Annotated in this window: 16 protein-coding genes; all 16 read left to right on the top strand. The window is 39.9% G+C overall.

Annotated features, from left to right (window positions below; genetic code table 11):
- The first annotated feature begins 208 nt into the window (after positions 1–208).
- The 16 genes from EKM93_RS05300 to EKM93_RS05225 all read left to right on the top strand — a co-directional run bounded on the left by EKM93_RS05300 (position 209) and on the right by EKM93_RS05225 (position 20,755).
- Positions 209–2,038 carry an amino acid permease gene (locus tag EKM93_RS05300; protein ID WP_125713801.1) on the top strand — a complete coding sequence of 610 codons (1,830 nt, stop codon included), beginning with the start codon at positions 209–211 and terminating at the stop codon, positions 2,036–2,038.
- A gap of 98 nt (positions 2,039–2,136) precedes the next feature.
- A complete protein-coding gene (locus tag EKM93_RS05295; RefSeq protein ID WP_125713799.1) occupies positions 2,137–2,937 on the top strand; it encodes a TIGR00282 family metallophosphoesterase in 801 nt (266 codons plus the stop codon).
- 2 nt (positions 2,938–2,939) lie between these two features.
- Positions 2,940–3,329: a YlbF family regulator gene (locus EKM93_RS05290; RefSeq protein ID WP_125713797.1), complete on the top strand. Its 390-nt coding sequence runs from the start codon at positions 2,940–2,942 to the stop codon at positions 3,327–3,329.
- A gap of 15 nt (positions 3,330–3,344) precedes the next feature.
- A complete protein-coding gene (gene mutS, locus EKM93_RS05285) occupies positions 3,345–5,978 on the top strand; it encodes a DNA mismatch repair protein MutS (protein WP_125713795.1) in 2,634 nt (877 codons plus the stop codon).
- A 30-nt stretch (positions 5,979–6,008) separates the two neighbouring features.
- Positions 6,009–7,976, top strand: a complete 1,968-nt coding sequence (mutL, locus tag EKM93_RS05280) for a DNA mismatch repair endonuclease MutL (RefSeq protein ID WP_125713793.1) — start codon at positions 6,009–6,011, stop codon at positions 7,974–7,976.
- A 128-nt stretch (positions 7,977–8,104) separates the two neighbouring features.
- Positions 8,105–8,437, top strand: coding sequence for a DMT family transporter (locus tag EKM93_RS05275; RefSeq protein WP_125713791.1), 333 nt, complete (start codon positions 8,105–8,107; stop codon positions 8,435–8,437).
- On the top strand, positions 8,437–8,754 hold the full coding sequence (locus EKM93_RS05270) for a DMT family transporter (protein ID WP_125713789.1): 318 nt from the start codon (positions 8,437–8,439) through the stop codon (positions 8,752–8,754). The genes EKM93_RS05275 and EKM93_RS05270 overlap by 1 nt, the downstream gene beginning before the upstream one ends.
- Positions 8,755–8,823: 69 nt before the next feature.
- Positions 8,824–9,447 (top strand): Holliday junction branch migration protein RuvA, encoded by a 624-nt coding sequence (gene ruvA / locus EKM93_RS05265; RefSeq protein ID WP_125713787.1) that lies wholly within the window; start codon positions 8,824–8,826, stop codon positions 9,445–9,447.
- 27 nt (positions 9,448–9,474) lie between these two features.
- Positions 9,475–10,497 carry a Holliday junction branch migration DNA helicase RuvB gene (ruvB, locus tag EKM93_RS05260; RefSeq protein WP_125713786.1) on the top strand — a complete coding sequence of 341 codons (1,023 nt, stop codon included), beginning with the start codon at positions 9,475–9,477 and terminating at the stop codon, positions 10,495–10,497.
- A gap of 24 nt (positions 10,498–10,521) precedes the next feature.
- Positions 10,522–11,553: a tRNA preQ1(34) S-adenosylmethionine ribosyltransferase-isomerase QueA gene (gene queA, locus EKM93_RS05255; RefSeq protein WP_125713784.1), complete on the top strand. Its 1,032-nt coding sequence runs from the start codon at positions 10,522–10,524 to the stop codon at positions 11,551–11,553.
- A gap of 155 nt (positions 11,554–11,708) precedes the next feature.
- Positions 11,709–12,851 carry a tRNA guanosine(34) transglycosylase Tgt gene (tgt, locus tag EKM93_RS05250; protein ID WP_125713782.1) on the top strand — a complete coding sequence of 381 codons (1,143 nt, stop codon included), beginning with the start codon at positions 11,709–11,711 and terminating at the stop codon, positions 12,849–12,851.
- Positions 12,852–12,945: 94 nt separating this feature from the next.
- Positions 12,946–13,323 carry a preprotein translocase subunit YajC gene (yajC, locus tag EKM93_RS05245; protein WP_125713780.1) on the top strand — a complete coding sequence of 126 codons (378 nt, stop codon included), beginning with the start codon at positions 12,946–12,948 and terminating at the stop codon, positions 13,321–13,323.
- Positions 13,324–13,704: 381 nt separating this feature from the next.
- Positions 13,705–16,323: a bifunctional acetaldehyde-CoA/alcohol dehydrogenase gene (gene adhE / locus EKM93_RS05240; RefSeq protein WP_125713778.1), complete on the top strand. Its 2,619-nt coding sequence runs from the start codon at positions 13,705–13,707 to the stop codon at positions 16,321–16,323.
- Between the two features lie 304 nt (positions 16,324–16,627).
- Complete coding sequence (gene zwf, locus EKM93_RS05235; protein ID WP_125713776.1) at positions 16,628–18,112, top strand: glucose-6-phosphate dehydrogenase; 1,485 nt, start codon at positions 16,628–16,630, stop codon at positions 18,110–18,112.
- Positions 18,113–18,271: 159 nt separating this feature from the next.
- Entirely contained in the window at positions 18,272–19,399 is a 1,128-nt protein-coding gene (dinB, locus tag EKM93_RS05230; protein ID WP_125713774.1) for a DNA polymerase IV, read from the top strand.
- 18 nt (positions 19,400–19,417) lie between these two features.
- Positions 19,418–20,755 carry a DRTGG domain-containing protein gene (locus EKM93_RS05225; protein WP_125713772.1) on the top strand — a complete coding sequence of 446 codons (1,338 nt, stop codon included), beginning with the start codon at positions 19,418–19,420 and terminating at the stop codon, positions 20,753–20,755.
- Positions 20,756–20,761: the final 6 nt, after the last annotated feature.

Raw genomic sequence — 20,761 nt, 5'->3', positions numbered from 1 at the left:
CGAAAAACAAGGGGCACATTGCTCTTTTTTTCGTAGACAATTGTTATGACTTCAATGGTTAAACTTAGAAAAATAAAGCTGTGAAAATGATTATAAATTATTTGAATTTATAATAAAATAAACCATGGTAATTCTCTTTTGAATGTTGTAGACTACAATAGATTGCGATTGCAATATCAGATTATAGAATTTTCGAGGAGAAACAAAGATGCAACAGTTTAAGCGGGTTTTCATTGGCCGCCCATTAAAGTCTTCTGAAGAAGGCGGTCAAAAGTTAGGTAAGCTAAAAGCTTTGGCAATGCTAAGCTCTGATGCGTTATCTTCTGTCGCTTATGGGACGGAACAAATTGTTTTGGTTTTAACACAATTATCCGTTGCAGCGATTTGGTATTCGTTACCAATTGCGGCCTTCGTTTTAGTTTTGTTATTGTCCTTAACCTTATCTTATCGGCAAATTATTCATGCCTATCCTGGGGGTGGCGGTGCCTATAAGGTATCTAGTGATAATTTAGGGCAAAGAGCAGGCTTAGCGGCTGGCGGCTCATTGTTAATTGATTATATGTTGACGGTATCAGTTAGTGTTTCTGCCGGTGCGGAGGCGATTACCTCGGCAATACCTGCACTGTATGGGCATCAAGTAGCCATTTCACTAGTTATTATTTTAGCTTTAATGTTGATGAATTTGCGGGGAATGAGCGAATCAGCATCATTCTTGATGATTCCGGTTTATTTATTTGTGGCAATGATGACTTTAATGATTGTTGTCGGCTTATATAAAATTTTGAGTGGGGCTATTCCATTTAAAGCAGCTGCCACGGTTGGCAGTGTTGTGCCAGGTATCAGTATGGCTTTGATCTTCAGAGCGTTCTCATCTGGGTCATCTTCTTTGACTGGGGTAGAAGCGATCAGTAATGCGGTGCCATTCTTTAAAAAACCTCGGGCCAAACATGCTGCGGAAACATTGGCGATCATGGCTGCAATTTTAGGGTTCTTCTTTGCGGGCATTACCTTTTTGAACTATTGGTACGGCATTGTACCCGAAGCTAAGGTAACGGTCTTGTCACAAGTCGCTAGCACAACTTTTGGACATGGCTTTTTATTTTATATGGTGCAATTTGCCACGGCCTTTATTTTGGCAGTTGCTGCCAATACCGGATTTTCTGCTTTTCCGGTTTTGGCTTATAACTTAGCCCGAGATAAATATTTACCGCATAATTACATGGATCGGGGCGACCGGTTAGGGTACTCAAATGGGATTATGACTTTGGCGCTTGGCTCTGCCTTTTTAATCGTTTTATTTAAAGGGGTTACTGCCAATTTAATTCCGCTTTATGCCGTAGGGGTATTTATTCCGTTCACATTGTCTCAATCAGGGATGATTGTAAAATGGTGGCGGGAGCGGCCTAAAGGTTGGATTGGGAAATCTATCGCCAATTTCACAGGGGCTTTGATTTCTTTTGCCATCTTAATTATTTTATTTGTCTATCGACTAACGGATATTTGGCCATTCTTCATTATCATGCCCGTCTTAGTCTATATCTTTTACAAGATTCATGACCATTACAAAAAAATTGCGGAACAGCTGCGTTTGGAAGCAACGGATGCCGTCTTACATCACTATGATGGGGCAACGGTCATCGTCTTGATTAGTAACATCACGCAAGTTACAAAGGCCGCATTGAGTTATGCGGAATCTATCGGTGATTACGTTATTGCCGTCCATGTTTCCATGGATGAAAATCCGGATAAGGAAAAAGAAATTCAATCTCAATTTAAAAAAGATTTTCCAGAGGTTCGTTTTGTGGATGTGCATTCCAATTATCGGTCCATTGCCAAGCCAGTAGTCCGGTTTACCCATGTGATTAGCAAAAATGCCTTACGCCGGAATTATTCAACGACTGTGTTAATTCCGCAGTTTGTGCCGCGTAAACCTTGGCAGCAAGCTTTGCATAATCAAACGGCCTTACGATTACGCCAAGCCTTTGCCAATCAAAAAAATATTTATGTGACCACTTATTCTTATCATTTAAAAAAATAATTAAAGTCAGTAAGCGATTAAAACAACTTGTAAAATTTTGTTTTGATTGCTTCTTTTTGTTAAAATGGCATATAGACTTTAACGAGGGAGCTACTATTTTGCGGATATTATTTATAGGAGATGTCGTTGGCCAATTGGGCTTAAAATTAGTGCAACGCTATCTACCAGAACTTAAGCGACAATTAAAACCACAAGTGACCATTGTGAACGGCGAAAACATTGCAGATGGCAAGGGCATCACTGAAAAATTATATAAAGCTTTATTGCAAGCTGGGACAGATGTCGTCACTTTAGGAAACCATGCTTTTCGCAAGCGGGATATTTTAGATTTTATTGATGATGCCGCAAAATTGGTACGACCAGCTAATTTTCCAGCCGGTGTACCTGGGACCGGTTACACGATCGTCAATGTCAATCAGACGAAATTAGCAGTTATCAATCTACAAGGGCGTATTTTCTTAGATGCGATTGATGATCCTTTTACGGTGGCTGATCAGCTTTTAACCGAAATTTTAAAAGTAACCCCACTTGTATTTGTGGATTTTCACGGCGAGGTTACTAGTGAAAAATTGGCATTGGCTTATTATTTAGATGGCCGCGTATCGGCAGTTATTGGGACGCATACCCATGTTCAAACCAATGATGCCCGTATTTTACCAGAGGGGACTGCCTTTTTAAGCGATGTGGGCATGACAGGCTCTTATGAAGGTATCCTTGGGGTGAAAAAAGAACCCGTCATTCACAATTTTTTAACAAGATTACCGGCCCGCTTTGAACCGATCGAAGAAGGCACCGGGCAATTAGGGGCTTGTTATATAGATATTGATGAAAAAACAGGCCAGGCCAAAAAAATTAAAACAATTCGAATTGATCGAGATTTTCCATTATTTGAGGTATAACGATGGCGACTGACTTACAAAAACAACTACAAGCATTAGAACCAAATATCGCTGAAGCTTTAGCCGTATTAGATGCGGCTTTGGTGGCTGAACCAATCATTGAAGATTATCAAAAAATTGAGGCGCAAGTTTTAAATAGTCCGCATTTAAAAGAATTACAGGCGGATTTAAAAAAAGCACAGCGGGATATTGTAATTTATCAAAAATTAGAAAAGCCAAAGGCGGCTAAGCAAGCTGCGATGAAGGCCGATACGTTAAAACAAAGTATCGAGCGGGATCCACTAACGATTGCCTATCGCCAAAGTTTATATGAAGCCGATGAAATTTTAGAACACATTACCGGCTTATTTGAAGCTGAATTACAACAGATGATGGCGCCTAAAGCTCAGTAGAAAGGGAGATTTTTGATGCCACAAAAGACGAAAGACACACCAATGATGCAACAATATCAAGTCATCAAGGATCAATATCCTGATGCTTTTTTGTTTTACCGACTAGGTGATTTTTATGAATTATTTTTTGAAGATGCTATTAAAGGGGCACAAATTTTAGAGTTGACCTTAACTTCACGGAATAAAAGTGCCACTGATCCCATTCCAATGTGCGGCGTTCCCCATCGTGCGGCCCAAAACTATGTGGATATTTTAGTCGACAAAGGCTATAAAGTGGCGATCTGTGAGCAAATGGAAGACCCACGGACGGCAGTGGGCATGGTTAAACGGTCGGTGGTGCAGCTAGTTACACCAGGAACGATGATGGCCGAAAAACCGGGGCAAACGAAAGAAAGTAATTTTTTAACCGCAGTCTATCAACAAGATCAGCTGTATGGTTTTGCCTACACAGATCTGGCCACGGGTGAAATTTACGTTTCAGAATTAACTGATTTTGAGGATGTCTTAAATGAATTATTGAGTCTACGTACAAAAGAAGTGGTTGTGCCCGAAACGCTTGATCCTGAAACACGTACTAAGTTGGCACAATTAAATATTTTAATTTCCACACAAGCAGATGCTAAGGCCAGTGCCGAAGTTAATTTTGTCAGTCAAGGTTTAGAAAAAACCACTGAACGGGCAGTTTTGAAGACGTTAGTTTTGTACTTGGTGGCGACGCAAAAACGGTCGTTGGCCCACCTACAAGTTGCTGTAGAATATGAACCAAGTCAGTTCCTACAAATGGCGCATCAAGTAAAAGATACTTTAGAAATCATGCGCTCGATGCGCAGTGGCAGCCGGCATGGCACGTTATTATGGCTGTTGGATCGGACAAAAACAGCGATGGGCGGTCGCCGGTTAAAGCAATGGCTAGATCGGCCGTTATTATCTAAGCAGGCAATTACGTTACGTCAAGATCGTGTTGCCGCTTTTAGTGCACATTTTTTTGAACGCAGCACGTTACAAGAAGCGTTAACTAAAGTTTATGATTTGGAACGTTTGGCTGGTCGAGTAGCTTTTGGCAGTGTTAATGGCCGTGACTTATTACAATTAAAAGATTCACTACAGCAAGTGCCGATTATCAAAGATATTTTAGGCCAAATGCAAACGCCGGTCTTTGATACGTTAATACCGCAAATTGACGGTGTCCCCGAGGTTTATGATTTAATTGATCGGGCTATTTTAGAAGATGCGCCGATTTCAGTAACTGAAGGTGATATTATTAAAAATGGCTATAATACCCAATTAGATGCCTATCGAGATGCCATGAACAACGGGAAGCAATGGATTGCCGCCCTGGAAGCTCAAGAACGAGAAGCAACTGGCATTCATAATTTAAAAATTGGCTTTAATAAAGTCTTTGGCTACTTTATTGAAGTGACCAAAACCAATCTTAATCAAGTGCCTAAAGGCCGTTATGAACGGAAACAAACATTGACTAATGCGGAGCGATACATTACGCCGGAACTAAAAGAAAAAGAACATTTGATTTTGGAAGCACAGGAAAAATCGACGGCTTTGGAATACCAGTTATTTACGACAGTTCGCGAACAGATTAAAAAACAAATTCAGCGACTACAGCAGTTAGCGAGTGTTTTATCAGAAATTGATGTTTTACAAGGCTTTTCAGTAGTAGCTGAAGCTCAACATTATATTAAACCAACCTTTGTCAGCCATCAGCAAGGTATCCATATTACCAATGGCCGGCATCCCGTTGTGGAAAAGGTTTTAGGACCTGAACAATATATTGCCAATGACGTGACAATGACACAGCAGACGGATATTTTATTGATTACCGGACCAAATATGTCAGGGAAAAGCACGTACATGCGGCAGCTGGCTTTAACGGTAATCATGGCTCAAATTGGTTCTTTTGTACCAGCAGACACTTGTGAACTGCCAATATTTGATCAAATTTTTACACGTATCGGTGCTGGGGATGATTTAATCTCTGGTAAAAGTACGTTCATGGTAGAAATGATTGAAGCCAATAACGCATTAAGTCATGCCAGTCAACGCAGCCTGATTTTATTTGATGAATTAGGCCGGGGGACAGCAACATATGATGGTATGGCTTTAGCACAAGCCATTATTGAATACATTCACGATAACATTCATGCCAAAACGTTATTTTCGACCCATTATCATGAATTAACAAGCCTCAGCGAAACTTTGACACAGTTAAAAAATGTTCATGTTGGGGCAACGGAAGAAAATGGGAAATTAATTTTTATGCACAAAGTATTGGCCGGCCCAGCAGATAAATCTTATGGGATCCATGTGGCTAAACTCGCCGGTTTACCAGACAATTTACTGCAGCGGGCAGACCATATTTTGAACCATCTTGAAAAAGACAGTTCGGCGGCAACACCGGCTGCCAGCACAACGTCAGCTTTTAAAGTCGCTGAACCAGCACCAGCACCATTGACCGTCAAAACCAAAACGGAAGCACAACTTTCTTTGTTCCCGGAACCAGTGCCTGAAACAAAACCAATACCAAGTAAGGCTAAAAAAGTGCTAGCAGACTTAAAAACAATGGATCTGATGGATACAACGCCAATGGATGCCATGAATTTGATTTATCAATGGCAAAAATTATTAAAAAAATAAGTTTGATTTGTGGAAAGCGGGGGCAAAAATATGGCTGAAATTCACGAATTATCGGAACAATTAAGTAATCAAATCGCTGCCGGCGAAGTCATTGAGCGACCGGCTTCAGTAGTTAAAGAATTAGCAGAAAATGCCTTAGATGCTCAGGCCACCCAGATTGACATTAATGTCGTTGATGCTGGCTTAAGTAAAATTACGATTAGTGATAATGGACAAGGTATTCCTAAAACACAAGTTGCCTTAGCTTTTTTGCCCCATACAACGAGCAAAATTACGAGCCGGGATGATTTATTCCGGGTGCACTCTCTAGGTTTTAGAGGTGAAGCTTTGGCTAGTATTGCGGCAGTGGCTAAAGTAACAATGCTGACCGCCACAGAATCAGGGCTAGGAACGCAAATCGACCTTGCAGGCGGCCAAGTTTTGGCGCAAAAATCGCAAACATCCCGACAAGGGACTTTTATTTCAGTGAATGATTTATTTTATAATACCCCGGCCCGTCTTAAATATGTTAAATCGGTGAGCACAGAACTGGCGCACATTGCAGATATTGTGAATCGTTTAGCCTTAGCGCATCCCCAAACAGCTTGGACGTTTGCCAATAACGGCAATATATTGCTAAAAACCAGCGGCTCCGGAGACCTTTTGCGGACGATCACAGAAATTTATAGTATTAGTATTGGCCGGCAAATGCTGCCATTAAAAGGGCACGATTTAGATTTTCAAATCAACGGTTTTGTCTCACTTCCTAAATTAACTCGAGCCAGCCGTAATTACGTCTCTTTATTTATCAATGGGCGCTACGTCAAAAATGCCGCTTTAACGAAGGCATTGATTGCCGGTTATGGTTCTAAGTTAATGGTAGGGCGTTATCCGCTAGCGATTATTAATTTGCAGATGGATCCATTTTTAGTGGACGTCAACGTACATCCCACCAAACAAGAAGTCCGTTTAAGTAAAGAAGACGCCTTAGGACAGTTGTTGACAACAAGTGTTTTGAACACCTTGCAGCCGCAAAATTTGATTCCCGATGCCGTGGCTAATCTGTCAGGGACGACTGCGCCAAAAATTAAAAAAGAGCAGTTAGCAATGATGCTAGATGCCACCTCTAAGGATTTTTTGAGTCAAAGCAGCCCTGATGCGCAAACAGTACAAGAACCAGTGGCTCAGAATTATCAGGCGGTTAATTCGCCAGCACCGATAACGAAGCCGGCTGAGCCAACCGTAGAGCCAGAATTGCCGACAACTTCTATTTTTGATGAGCCTAAACGTTTGGCTGCTTGGGATAGTCGTTATCAAACTGAAAAAAATGTCTGGCCATTTGGGCAAGCGGCAACCGAAGAAGTAGCCGCGAAAGCACCCCCGGTTTCTGCCTTGGCCGATCAAACGGCAACCCGGTTTCCAAAGCTGCGCTATATCGGCCAAATCCATGGCACGTATTTAATCGCTGAAAGTACCGATGGCTTTTACTTAATTGATCAGCATGCCGCCCAAGAACGGGTGAATTATGAGAAATATCGGCAAGCGATCGGTGAAGTCAGCCAAGATCAGCAGAATTTATTGGTACCGATTGTTTTGAATTACAGCAGTGCCGAACAGCTAGCCATTCAAGATCGACTGCCACTTTTACAACAAGTTGGCGTACAGTTAGAAAATTTTGGTCAAAATAGTTTTATTGTGCACACCCATCCCACTTGGTTCAAAGCAGGGCAAGAAGAAGCAACCATTCGAGAAATGATTGACGGTATTTTGGCGGATAAGCAAATGACCGTGGCCAAATTCCGTGAAAAAACGGCGATTATGATGAGCTGTAAGCGGGCGATTAAGGCGAACCATCATCTGGATGATCAGCAGGCAAAGGCGTTATTAGTGAAGCTAAGTACCGCAGAAAATCCCTTTAATTGTCCCCACGGCCGGCCGGTATTAGTCCAGTTTACGGAAAAAGATTTGGGGCACATGTTTAAACGAATTCAAGATGCCCATGAAAGCTATGGGCTATAAAAAAAGTTTTCAATTAATTTAAAATGTGCTAAGATAAACTCAAGTTAATTAATTAAACGGAGAATTTCGGCTCTTAGAATGTGGCCATGCATTCTAAGGGCTTTTTTTATTTTATAGGAGTGAAATAAATGAGTTATTTAAAGTTAATTTCAGCAGGCTTACTTGAAATTATCTGGGCCTATACGATGACGTTGTCCCATGGATTTACACGACTATGGCCGACGTTGATAACTTTAGTTGTTTTATGGATTAGTTTTAAATTGTTAGAGTCTGTCATTAATGAATTTGGCGTTGGCGTATCTTATGCAGTTTTCACCGGGATAGGGACTGCCGGAACCGCGTTGTTAGGGATGCTTGTTTTCCATGAATCCCATAATTTATTAAAATTAATTTCACTAACTGTTTTACTGATTGGCATTATCGGTTTAAAATTAGCTGATGGAAAGGCGCGTGCATCGTAATGGCTTGGTTATTATTAATTATTGCGGGTCTTTGTGAATTGGGCTTTATCGCTTTTGTCAGCCGCGCCCAGGCTACTGGGAAACGTTATTATAGTTTGCTGTCGATGCTCTTTGTTTTTGTGAGTATTGGTATTTTGAGTGTGGTTACCAAAACAATCCCATTGAGTATTGCCTATGCTGTTTGGACAAGTATTGGTGCTGTGAGTTCCGTAGGCTATGGGGTCATCGTCCTTAAAGAAAATTTTAATTGGCAAAAGGGCTTTTTTACCTTGTTAATTGTTTTTGGGGTGGTTGGCTTACGATTATTTGGTGCTTAATAAATTATATGCTACAATTAAATAACGCAAACATTTGTACCCCAACTTATTGGTTAAGGAGTTTTCTTCATGTATGAATATTTTATTGGACAGGTGACCGATATTCAGACCGGCTATATTGTTTTAGAGGTCAACCAAATCGGCTATAAACTGTTAGTTGCTAATCCGTATGCTTTTGAAACAGAGCAAACGACTAAAATTTATATTCATCAAACAATTTCTGATTCAGCCCATATTTTATATGGTTTTGTAGATGCGGCAGAAAAACAATTGTTTGAATTATTAATCGGCGTTACGGGAATTGGCCCTAAAAGTGCGTTAGCTATTTTAGCTGCCAGCAACCATAATGGCTTAGTCATGGCTATCCGCCAAGAGGATTCACGTTATTTGACGAAATTCCCCGGCGTGGGTAAAAAAACAGCACAGCAAATTATTATTGATTTGAAAGAAAAAATCACTAAAATTGATGATAGTACCTTACCGCCAGCAGAGACGCCGGTCATGACAGAGACCGAACTATTACCGTTAGGGGTCAAAGATGATGCCTTATTGCAAGATGCTGTTGCGGCTTTAGGGGCTTTAGGCTTTAGTCGACGGGATATTGACAAAGTTATTCCAGAATTGACAGACTTTAATGCCGATACAACGGATGCTTATTTGCGAGAAGGGTTACGATTATTAACCAGAGCTTAGATTACGTGACAAAGGAGCAATTTTTAAATGGCAGAAGAATTTGATCAAGACCGGCTTGTTGCTCAAACTTCAGATGATCATCAAGAAGCGATGATTGAGAAATCTTTGCGGCCACAAACGTTAAAAACTTATATTGGTCAAGAAAAGATTCGACGGGAGCTATCTGTTTATATTCAGGCGGCCAGCAATCGCCAAGAATCTTTAGATCATGTCTTATTGTATGGTCCACCAGGTTTGGGGAAAACAACATTAGCGTTAGTCATTGCCAATGAAATGCAAGTCAACGTACGGACGACAAGTGGCCCAGCCATTGAAAAGTCTGGTGATTTGGTAGCTTTATTGGCAGAACTCAAACCTGGGGATGTTTTGTTTATTGATGAAATCCATCGGCTGCCTAAAGCCGTTGAAGAAGTACTTTATTCCGCAATGGAAGATTTTTATATTGATATTGTAGTGGGCGAAGGGCCTGCTGCCCATCCTGTGCATTTTCCATTACCGCCGTTCACCTTGATCGGGGCGACGACTAGAGCGGGGTTGCTATCTGCACCATTGCGAGATCGTTTTGGTATTGTGGCGCATATGAGCTATTATAGTGTGGCAGAATTGATGCGGATTATTAAACGGACAGCTTCTATTTTTAATTTGACGATTACAGAAGACGGTGCTAGAGAAATTGGGCGGCGTTCTCGAGGGACACCACGAGTGGCCAATCGGCTGCTAAAGCGAATTCGTGATTTTGCGGAGGTCAGCGGGGTGGATGGCGTAGATGCGACGATTGCCGCGCAAGCCTTAACCCAATTAGAAGTTGACGATGATGGCTTAGATCAAGTAGATCGCAAAATTTTACAAATTATCATTGAATTTTATAACGGTGGCCCGGTTGGTTTAAAAACGATTGCGGCTAATGTTGGTGAAGAAGTTCAGACCATTGAAGAAATGTATGAACCTTATTTATTACAAAAAGGGTTCTTAAAACGGACGCCTCGTGGTAGAATGGTCACCGATAAAAGTTACACACATTTGGGTTTCACACGACGAAAACCGGATTAATTAAGAAGTAGAAAGTGGCGGAATATGTTAACAACTGAAGATTTTGATTATAATTTACCAGAAGCGCTAATTGCGCAAACACCTTTAAAAGACCGGGATGCTTCTCGCATGTTGATTTTAGACCATCAAACTGGGACAATGACGGATGCGCATTTTTATGATATTTTGGATGAATTACACCCAGGGGATGCGGTCGTGATGAACGATACCCGGGTCATGCCGGCCAGATTATATGGTGTCAAACCTGAAACCGGCGGTCATGAAGAGGTCTTGTTATTGCGCAATGCCGAAGGGGATACTTGGGAAACCTTGATGAAACCGGCGCGCCGTGCAAAAGTAGGGACTGAGGTCGTTTTTGGTGATGGTGCTTTAAAATGTACCGTTACTGAAGAGTTAGATCATGGTGGTCGGATGGTTAAATTTGACTATGATGGTATCTTTATGGAAATTTTGGAAAGGCTTGGGGAAACACCATTACCGCCTTATATCAAAGCAAAATTAGATAATCCAGAAATGTATCAGACCGTTTATGCTAAAGAAAATGGTTCTGCTGCTGCACCGACCGCTGGTTTGCATTGGACGAAAGAATTATTGCAAAAAGCGGAAGCAAAAGGGGTTAAGCTCGTTTATTTGACGCTACATGTTGGCTTAGGGACATTTAGACCAGTTTCTGAAGATAATATTGAAGACCATAAAATGCACTCAGAATTTTATCGGCTAACGGAAGCTGCTGCTAAAACGTTAAATGAAGTACGGGCGAATGGCGGCCGGATTATTGCAACAGGGACTACTTCCATTCGAACATTAGAAACAATTGGAACTAAATTCCATGGTGAAATAAAAGCAGATAGCGGCTGGACCGATATTTTTATTAAACCTGGTTATCAGTGGCAAGTAGTGAATGCCTTTATTACTAATTTCCATTTACCAAAATCTACGCTGGTGATGTTAGTTGCAGCCTTTACAGGTCGGGATACTATTTTAAAAGCTTACCAGCACGCAATTGATGAAAAATATCGTTTCTTTAGTTTTGGGGACGCAATGTTCATTAAATAAATTTTAAAGAAGCCGGTTTAAAATAACTTTTGACCGTGCTTTTTTTATTGGCGCCTTAAAACCCAGACTTTAGTTTGATTTATTAAAGGATAGGTTGACGACAAGCTGATATATTGCTATATTGTGGAGTGGACTTATTAAGAGGAGTTGTTTACATGGCACCAGCGATTACTTATCGCTTAATTAAAGAAGAAAAGCATACCGGCGCACGTCTAGGAGAGGTAACAACCCCTCATGGCAGTTTTTTAACACCAATGTTTATGCCTGTTGGGACATTGGCATCTGTTAAATCAATGGCGCCGGAAGAATTAAAAGATATGGGTGCGGGGATTATTTTATCCAATACCTACCACCTTTGGTTACGACCCGGCGAGAATATTGTAAAAAAAGCCGGTGGTCTGCATAAATTTATGAATTGGGATCAAGGTATTTTAACAGATTCCGGTGGTTTTCAAGTTTTCTCTTTGGCAGATACGCGTAATATCACCGAAGAAGGGGTCACTTTTAAGAATCATTTGAATGGCGCTAAGATGTTTTTGTCTCCTGAAAAGGCGATGCAAATTGAAAACGATTTAGGTGCTGACATTATGATGAGTTTAGATGAATGTCCGCCATTTTTCGAAAGTTATGATTACGTTAAAAAATCAGTTGCTCGGACGAGCCGCTGGGCAGAACGGGGCTTAAAGGCGCACAGCCGTCCTGAGGATCAAGGCTTGTTTGGTATCGTTCAAGGTGCTGGATTCCAAGATTTGCGGACTCAAAGCGCAAAAGATTTAGTCAGCTTGGATTTCCCGGGTTATGCCATTGGTGGTTTATCGGTTGGGGAATCCAAGGCAGAAATGAATCGAGTTTTGGACTTTACGACCCCATTGTTACCTGGCAATAAACCAAGATATTTAATGGGTGTTGGTTCACCGGATGCTTTAATTGATGGGGTTATTCGGGGTATTGATATGTTTGATTGTGTCCTACCGACACGAATTGGCCGTAATGGTACGGTGATGACATCTCATGGCCGCTTAGTCGTGAAAAATGCCAAATATGCCGAAGATTTTACACCGTTAGACGATAATTGTAATTGCTATGTCTGCCGAAACTATACACGGGCTTATATCCGACATCTGATTAAAGCAGATGAAATGTTTGGCTTACATTTAGCAAGCTATCACAACTTGTACTTTTTAATTCATTTAATGAATCAAGTTCGTCAAGCCATTATGGATGACAATTTGTTGGAATTTCGTGAAAGCTTTTTTGAAGCCTATGGTTTTAATAAAGAAAAGGCAAAGAATTTTTAGAATTCTAGCTAATAATATGAATTTTTGCTAAAATTGAACTAATTAAATAAAATGGGGTGTTTTGAAAGTGAATTTTCTTGCAGCAAGCAGTAATATGTCTTTCATTCTGATCTTAGTGGTCATGGGTGTTGTGATGTACTTTAGTATGATTCGACCACAAAAGAAACAACAAAAGAAACGTCAAGATATGTTTAGTCAAATGAAAAAAGGCGATAATATTGTGACGATTGGCGGTTTACACGGCACAATTGATTCTATTGATAATGAAGCTCAAACAGTTGTTATTGACAGTGATGGCATTTATTTAACCTTTAATTTAGGCGCTATCCGTGATGTTAAACCAGTTGGTACAGCTGCTGTCCCTGGCATTACTGAAAAAGCAGAAGCTAAAGAAGTAGAAGCTGAAACTGAAGATGCAAAAACAGATTCAACTGAAAAAGCAGAAGACACTGAAGATAAAACTGATAAATAAGCCAATTTCTTAAAAATTGGCTGATGTGCATAAAAGAGCGATATTCGATTATTTCAAATTGAATATCGCTCTTTTTGTGAATTTTGTGCATTTGTAAAGGGCTTTCATTTTCGTTTGATAATGATCAAACTACGGTATTATAAGGATTTAAAGGTACGGGCCTTTTATTGAAAATAAGAAAAACAACTAAGTTAAATGCTTGCTATAACTGGAATATAGAGCTATCAATGGATTTAATTGTCTATTTATTTTTTACAATTAAAAAGTGTGAAAAAAATCACTAAATCACTTTACAAAGAAATTTGAATCAGGTATGATACTAATTGTGAAATGAATAACAAAGAAATTAACGATATTAAACCCAAACGGAGGTATCATTATATGCTAAATGTTGGCGATAAGAAAAATACACCTAAGAAGGAAACAATGACCACTGAAACAATGGTGGACAACTTAGTTAAAGATGCGCAAACTGCATTAGATATTATGCGGGGCTTTGATCAAGAGAAAGTGGACCGAATTGTTCATGAAATGGCAATTGCCGGATTAAACAAGCACATGCATTTGGCCAAATTAGCAGTTGATGAAACTGGTCGTGGGGTTTATGAAGATAAAGCAGTCAAAAATATGTTTGCCACTGAAGAAATCTGGCATGCGATCAAGCGAGACAAGACTGTCGGTGTTATCGAAGACGACAAGGAAAAAGATATCATCAAAATTGCAGAACCTGTTGGGATTATTGCCGGGGTGACACCGGTTACCAATCCAACTTCAACGGCGATGTTTAAAGCGATGATTGCTATTAAAACAAGAAATCCAATCATCTTTGCTTTCCATCCCGGGGCACAAAATTGTTCCGCTGCGGCGTTAGATGTTGTGAAAAAAGCGGCCGTTGCTGCTGGGTTACCAGAGGGGGCTTTAAGTTATATTCCAAAGCCAAGTATCGAAGCAACTAAAGATTTGATGAATCATCCCGATGTTGCGACAGTTTTAGCAACTGGGGGTCCAGGCATGGTTAAATCTGCTTACTCTACTGGGAAGCCCGCATTAGGCGTTGGGGCCGGTAATGTACCTGCCTTTGTGGAACAAACAGCAAACATCAAACAAGCTGTTAATGATATGATGCTTTCTAAATCTTTTGATAATGGGATGATCTGTGCTTCTGAACAAGCAGCAATCGTTGAAGCACCAATTTATCAAAAAGTAAGAGATGAATTTATTGCACAAGGGGCTTACTTAGTTAAACCTGAAGAAATTAAACAATTATCTGATGTTGTAATCGATCCTGAAAAACATTCAGTTAACGGGGCAATTGTTGGTCATTCTGCCTTAGAAATTGCTAAATTAGCTAAATTAGATGTTCCAAAAACAACGCAAGTTTTAGTTGCTGAAATTGACGGTGTTGGGGATGCTTATCCATTATCCCGTGAAAAATTATCACCAGTTCTAGCTTTATTAAAAGCAAAAGATAAAGAAGATGGTTTCCGTCTATGTGAAGAAATGTTGGATCTAGGCGGCTTAGGCCATTCTGCTGTATTGCATACAAATGATGATGATTTGATGATTGAGTTTGGGATTCGCATGAAAGCTTGCCGGATTTTAGTGAATTCACCATCTTCAGTCGGTGGGATCGGGGATCTTTATAACAATATGATTCCTTCATTAACGTTAGGCTGTGGCTCATACGGGCATAATTCTATTTCACATAATGTTGGGACGGTTGATCTATTGAATATTAAGACAGTGGCAAAACGCCGGAATAACTTACAATGGGTGAAATTACCGCCAAAAATTTATTTTGAAAAAAATGCCATCAATTATCTTGAAAAGATGCAAGATATCAATCGTGTATTCATCGTCGGCGATCACGACATGGAAAAATTAGGCTATGTGAAAATTGTAGAAGATGCCTTGAAGAATCGGGCACAACCTGTAGAATTTGAATCTTTCTTAGATGTTGAACCTGATCCATCTTCAAACACCGTGTTCAAAGGACAAAAGATGATGAATGCCTTTAAACCAGACACCGTTATTGCGATTGGTGGGGGCTCTGTAATGGATGCGGCTAAGGGCATGTGGATGTTCTATCAAGCACCAGATTCTTCATTCTTTAAAGCAAAGCAAAAATTCTTGGATATCCGTAAACGGACTTATAAGTTCCCTAAACTGGATGATGTTAAATTGATCTGTGTGCCAACAACTTCTGGGACTGGCTCGGAAGTAACACCGTTTGCAGTAATTACAGATAGCGATACAGGCGTTAAATATCCGTTAGCAGATTATGCTTTGACACCAGACGTTGCGATTGTGGATAGTAAGTTTATCCAAACCGTACCAAAGGCTGTAGTGGCAGATAGTGGTTTAGATGTTTTGTGTCATGCAATTGAAAGTTATGTTTCTGTAATGTCTAGCAACTATACGCGTGGTTTGAGTTTACAAGCTATCAAGATTGTTTTTGAAGACTTGAAGAAGAGTTACGATGGGGATACAGAAGCTAGAAGTAATATGCATGATGCTTCCACAATGGCCGGGATGGCTTTTGCCAATGCCCTATTAGGGATTAATCACTCTATTGCCCACAAACTAGGCGGGGAATTCCACTTGCCTCACGGTCGGGTCATTGCCATTACAATGCCGCATGTTATCAAATATAATTCCATCATACCTGAAAAACGGGCACTTTGGGCTAAATACACGTACTTCAAAGCCGATAAAGATTATGCAGATATTGCACGTTACGTTGGTTTGAAGGGCAATACAGATGCGGAACTTGTAGATGCTTTATGCACGGCGATTGCTGATTTAGCAGAAAGCTTGAATGTGAAGATGTCCTTGAAGGATCAAGGCGTTACAAAAGCGCAAGTCGAAGCAGCTGCAGATAAATTGGCAGAATTAGCTTATGAAGATAACTGCACCATCACCAATCCTAAGGAACCATTGATTGCAGATATGGCCCAAATTATTCGAGATGAATGGGCTGGTCCAAAATCAACATTTTAGGAATTGACATTAGTTTCAAAAAGAATATACTTTATGTAAGTAAATATAAAGAAGCTAGGACACTGTGTCCTAGCTTCTTTGTTAAGTTACTACGATTATTGAATGGACACTCATTTTCATGATGTTCAAATATGACAGCTCTATTTTCAGACGATTTATGATTTTGAATGGTACGTATCAATAGCGTTAATTGTAAATAAACTATCGAGATAAGGTCCTTTTGTATTGCATATTTTTCATTTTGCTTTAGAATATAATAGGCACATACTGGGTTTTATTTATCGATTATCAAGGAGGTTTCTTCGTGCAAGATTTATCAGAAAACCGTGTATTGATTTACATTTTTGGTGCTTCAGGCGATTTAGCGCACCGTAAATTATATCCAGCATTATTTAATTTATACCGTAAAGGCTATATTAAAGATCATTTTACGGTAATTGGCACCGCCAGAAGAGAGTGGACCAATGAATACTATCGTAACAATGTCTTAAAATCTTTAGAGGAACTTCCCGGTTCTTTTAATCAGAAATTCTCTTTTATCCAACATTTTCATTACCAATCCCATGATGTTACGGATTCAAAACATTATGATACATTACGTGAACTTGGTGAAAGTTTAGACCGAGTTTATGAAACACAAGGGAACCGCATTTTTTACATGGCCATGGCGCCTGAGTTCTTTTCAACGATTGCAGAACATATCAAATCACAAAATCTGTTGTCGGATACGGGTTATAACCGGATCATTATTGAAAAACCATTTGGCCGGGATTACGAAACAGCAAAGGCTTTAAATGATTCTATCAGCAAGGCTTTTGACGAAAAACAAATTTACCGAATTGACCATTATCTTGGTAAAGAAATGGTTTTAGGCTTATTGCCAATTCGTTTTAGTAACCCAATGTTTGAACAAGTTTGGAACCGTAAATTCATTGATAATATTCAGATTACTTTGTTTGAAGCCTTAGGTGTTGAAGATCGTGCTGAATATTACGATCATACCGGTGCTTTACGGGATATGGTTCAAAATCATATCATCCAAATTTTGGCGTTATTAACTTTGGATAAACCTGAAAAGTTGACCGCCGAAGCTTTGCGGGCACAAAAAGAGAAACTTTATGAAGCATTGCGAATTTATCCAATCAAAGAAGTTGCTAAGAAATTCGTTCGTGGGCAATATGGTTCTAGTGACATACCAGAGCATGAACCGGCTTATCGTTCAGAAACAAAAGTAGACCCTAATTCTAAAATGGAAACTTTTGTGGCTGGTGAAATTAATATTGATAATGATCAATGGCGCGGTGTACCGATTTATATCCGAACCGGCAAACGCATGCCTGAAAAACAGACCCGCGTGGATATTGTGTTTAAAGCGTCTGATCAAATCTTTGATAAACCAGCGGATAAGACGATCATTACGATTGATATTGAACCAACAGAAGGTATTTCATTACTGATCAACGGTAAGAAGATTGGTTTAACTACGGATCCTGTTGGTTATCAGTTAAGCTATCACCATTCTGCAGAACAATTAGCAGAAGTGTTAGATGCTTATGAACGTTTGATTTTGGACGTTATCAAAGGTGAGGCAACGAACTTCTCTCACTGGCATGAACTTGAAGCAACTTGGCATTTTATTGATGTCATCCGTGAGTATTGGGATAATAATGCACCAACAGATTTTCCAAACTACAAGAGTGGTACGAATGGTCCGGAAGCTGCGGATCAATTGTTGAAACAATCTGGTCGTAGTTGGGTCTATAATCCAGAGCCACGGACAAAACGTTAAGCCGTATTTTAAAAGTCTGACCTGATATTTTTATACGAATAAACTGTATTACTACAATTTTAAAAAAAGCTGATATATCCTATTATATCGGCTTTTTATTTGTTATAATGTAAATATCTTCTGTTACTGTTCTTAAGACAAAGGATGGACGGTGTTTGAATGTCTCAAAAAATGTTATTTGAAATGCCAATTTTAAACAATATCGACCGCAAAATTATTCATGTGGATATGGACGCTTTTTATGCGTCCATTGAGATGAAGCGCCATCCGGACGTGCGGCACAAACCGCTGATTATCTCCCATGATCCACGTAAAACCCATGGTAAAGGGGTGGTAACGACTGCAAATTATGTGGCTCGACAATATGGCGTCCATTCAGCGATGGCGGCTCAAAAGGCTTATGAGTTAGTTCGGGGCCACGATCCAGTTTTTATAACACCAGATTTTGCCACATATCACCGAATTTCAGATGAAGTGCACGAGATTTTTCATGAAGTGACCGATGTTGTGGAGCCACTAGCCTTAGATGAAGCTTACTTAGAGGTGACGTCTAATAAGTTGGGGTTTAAGCAGGCGATTGACAGTGCTTTATATATCCAAAGTAAAATTTACAAAAATCTGAATTTAACTTGTTCCACGGGGATTTCCTATAACAAATATTTGGCAAAACTTGCTTCAGATTATCGTAAACCATTTGGCAGAACCGTCATTTTACCACAGCAAGCAGAACTTTTTTTGAAACGATTACCCATCGAAAAATTTCAAGGTGTCGGTAAAAAGACGATTCCTAAGATGCATGAATTAAACATTTTTACAGGGGCGGATCTGTATGAATACTCGGAATATGATTTGATCCAATTATTCGGTAAGATGGGCTATATGCTTTATCGCCGCGTTCGAGGGGTTGATGATCGTCCAGTAGAATCGGATCGGCGGCGTAAATCTGTTGGTAAAGAACGCACGTATAATCCGGTGGTCTATGACGAAGCTTTTATTCAAACACAGTTACAAAAATTTTCTGAAGAAGTTGCACAGATTTTACAGCAGAAACGACTGCAGGCAAAAACGGTTGTTTTGAAGATGCGTAACAAAGATTTTGTCACAACGACAAAACGAGTGACGCTGGAAGAATATATTTCTACAGCCTCGGCGATTTTGAAAGTGGCAAAAGAATTATGGACAGAATATGGCACGTTAACAGATGGTATCCGATTACTGGGGGTTACTGTCACCACATTGTTATCTAAGAATTATGAAAATATAATTTTGCCCTTATCATTCAATTAAAATATCGAGGTTAGAAAAGTGACGACAAAACATGAACAAATTTTAGACTATATTGAATCCGTACCAATTGGCAGTAAAATTTCGGTTCGTTCGATTGCCAAGGCCTTAAACGTCAGTGAAGGCACTGCTTATCGGGCAATTAAAGCCGCTGAAACAAAAGGCTTAGTGACAACCATTGAACGGGTAGGCACGATGCGCATAGAGCAGCGGTTAAAAGGTAAAATTGAGAATTTGACCTTTAGAGAGATCGTAAAAGCGATTGATGGCGAAGTCTATGGCGGGATGAACGGTTTAGATAAGCTATTAGATAAGTTTGTCATTGGGGCCATGACCTTAGAGGCTATGGAACGCTATATTACGCCTAAATCTTTAATGATTATTGGGAATCGAGAAGATGCTCAGCGCTTAGCCTTACAAAATGGGGCTGCGGTTTTAATTACCGGCGGCTTTTCAACATCACAGGCAATTATGGATCTTTCAGAAGAATTGGCTTTACCAGTGTTAGGGACAACTTACGACACGTTTACGGTGGCCGCGATTATTAACCGCGTGTTGACCAATCAGTTGATTAAAAAAGAAATTGTCACTGTAGGGGATATTTATCAACCAGTGACACAAACGGAATACTTATTAAATACGGAAACGGTCCGTGATTATATTAAATTGACCCAAAAAAGCGGCCATTCCCGGTTCCCAGTAACGAATAAACAGCAACGGCTATTAGGGGTTGTTACGGGCAAAGATATTTTGGAACGATCGGATAAAACACCGATCGAAAAAATTATGACAAAAGAACCGTTAGTCGTCCGTAAAAGCAGCAGTGCAGCTAGTGCGGGGCATTTAATGACTTGGAATAGTTTGGAAATGATTCCAGTCGTTGATGATAAATTACAACTTCAAGGGATTGTTTCTAGAAAAGATATCATGGAAACAATGCAGCTGGCGCCTAGACAGCCGCAAGTGACCGATACATTCTATGATCAAATGATTGGCGGTCTGCAAGATAACGATAAGGATATTACCGAACAAGGGCTGGCCCAAGTTAAGGAATCTTATCAATTTGAAGTTCAGCCGCAGCTGGTGAATAATTTAGGGACAATTGCCTTTGGGGTCTTATCCGAAATTGTTGTGGATAGCTGTCAACGGTTATTAAATACCCATTACAAAAAGAATGCGGTTTTTGAACAAATGGACTTGCATTATATGAAATTGATTCAATTAGAAAGTAAATTAACAGTGGAACCATTAATTTTAGATATCGGTCGTCGCTTTGCCAAAATGGATGTCAGTGTGTATGTGAACCATACTTTGGTGGCCAAGGCTATTGTTATGTGCCAATTATTGGAACGCCGTTAATCAAAA

Origin of the sequence: Agrilactobacillus yilanensis, from assembly GCF_003946725.1 — a bacterium.
GTDB lineage: Bacteria > Bacillota > Bacilli > Lactobacillales > Lactobacillaceae > Agrilactobacillus > Agrilactobacillus yilanensis.
Note: the sequence above shows the minus strand (reverse complement) of the source record. Positions and strands in the feature narration are given on the sequence as shown.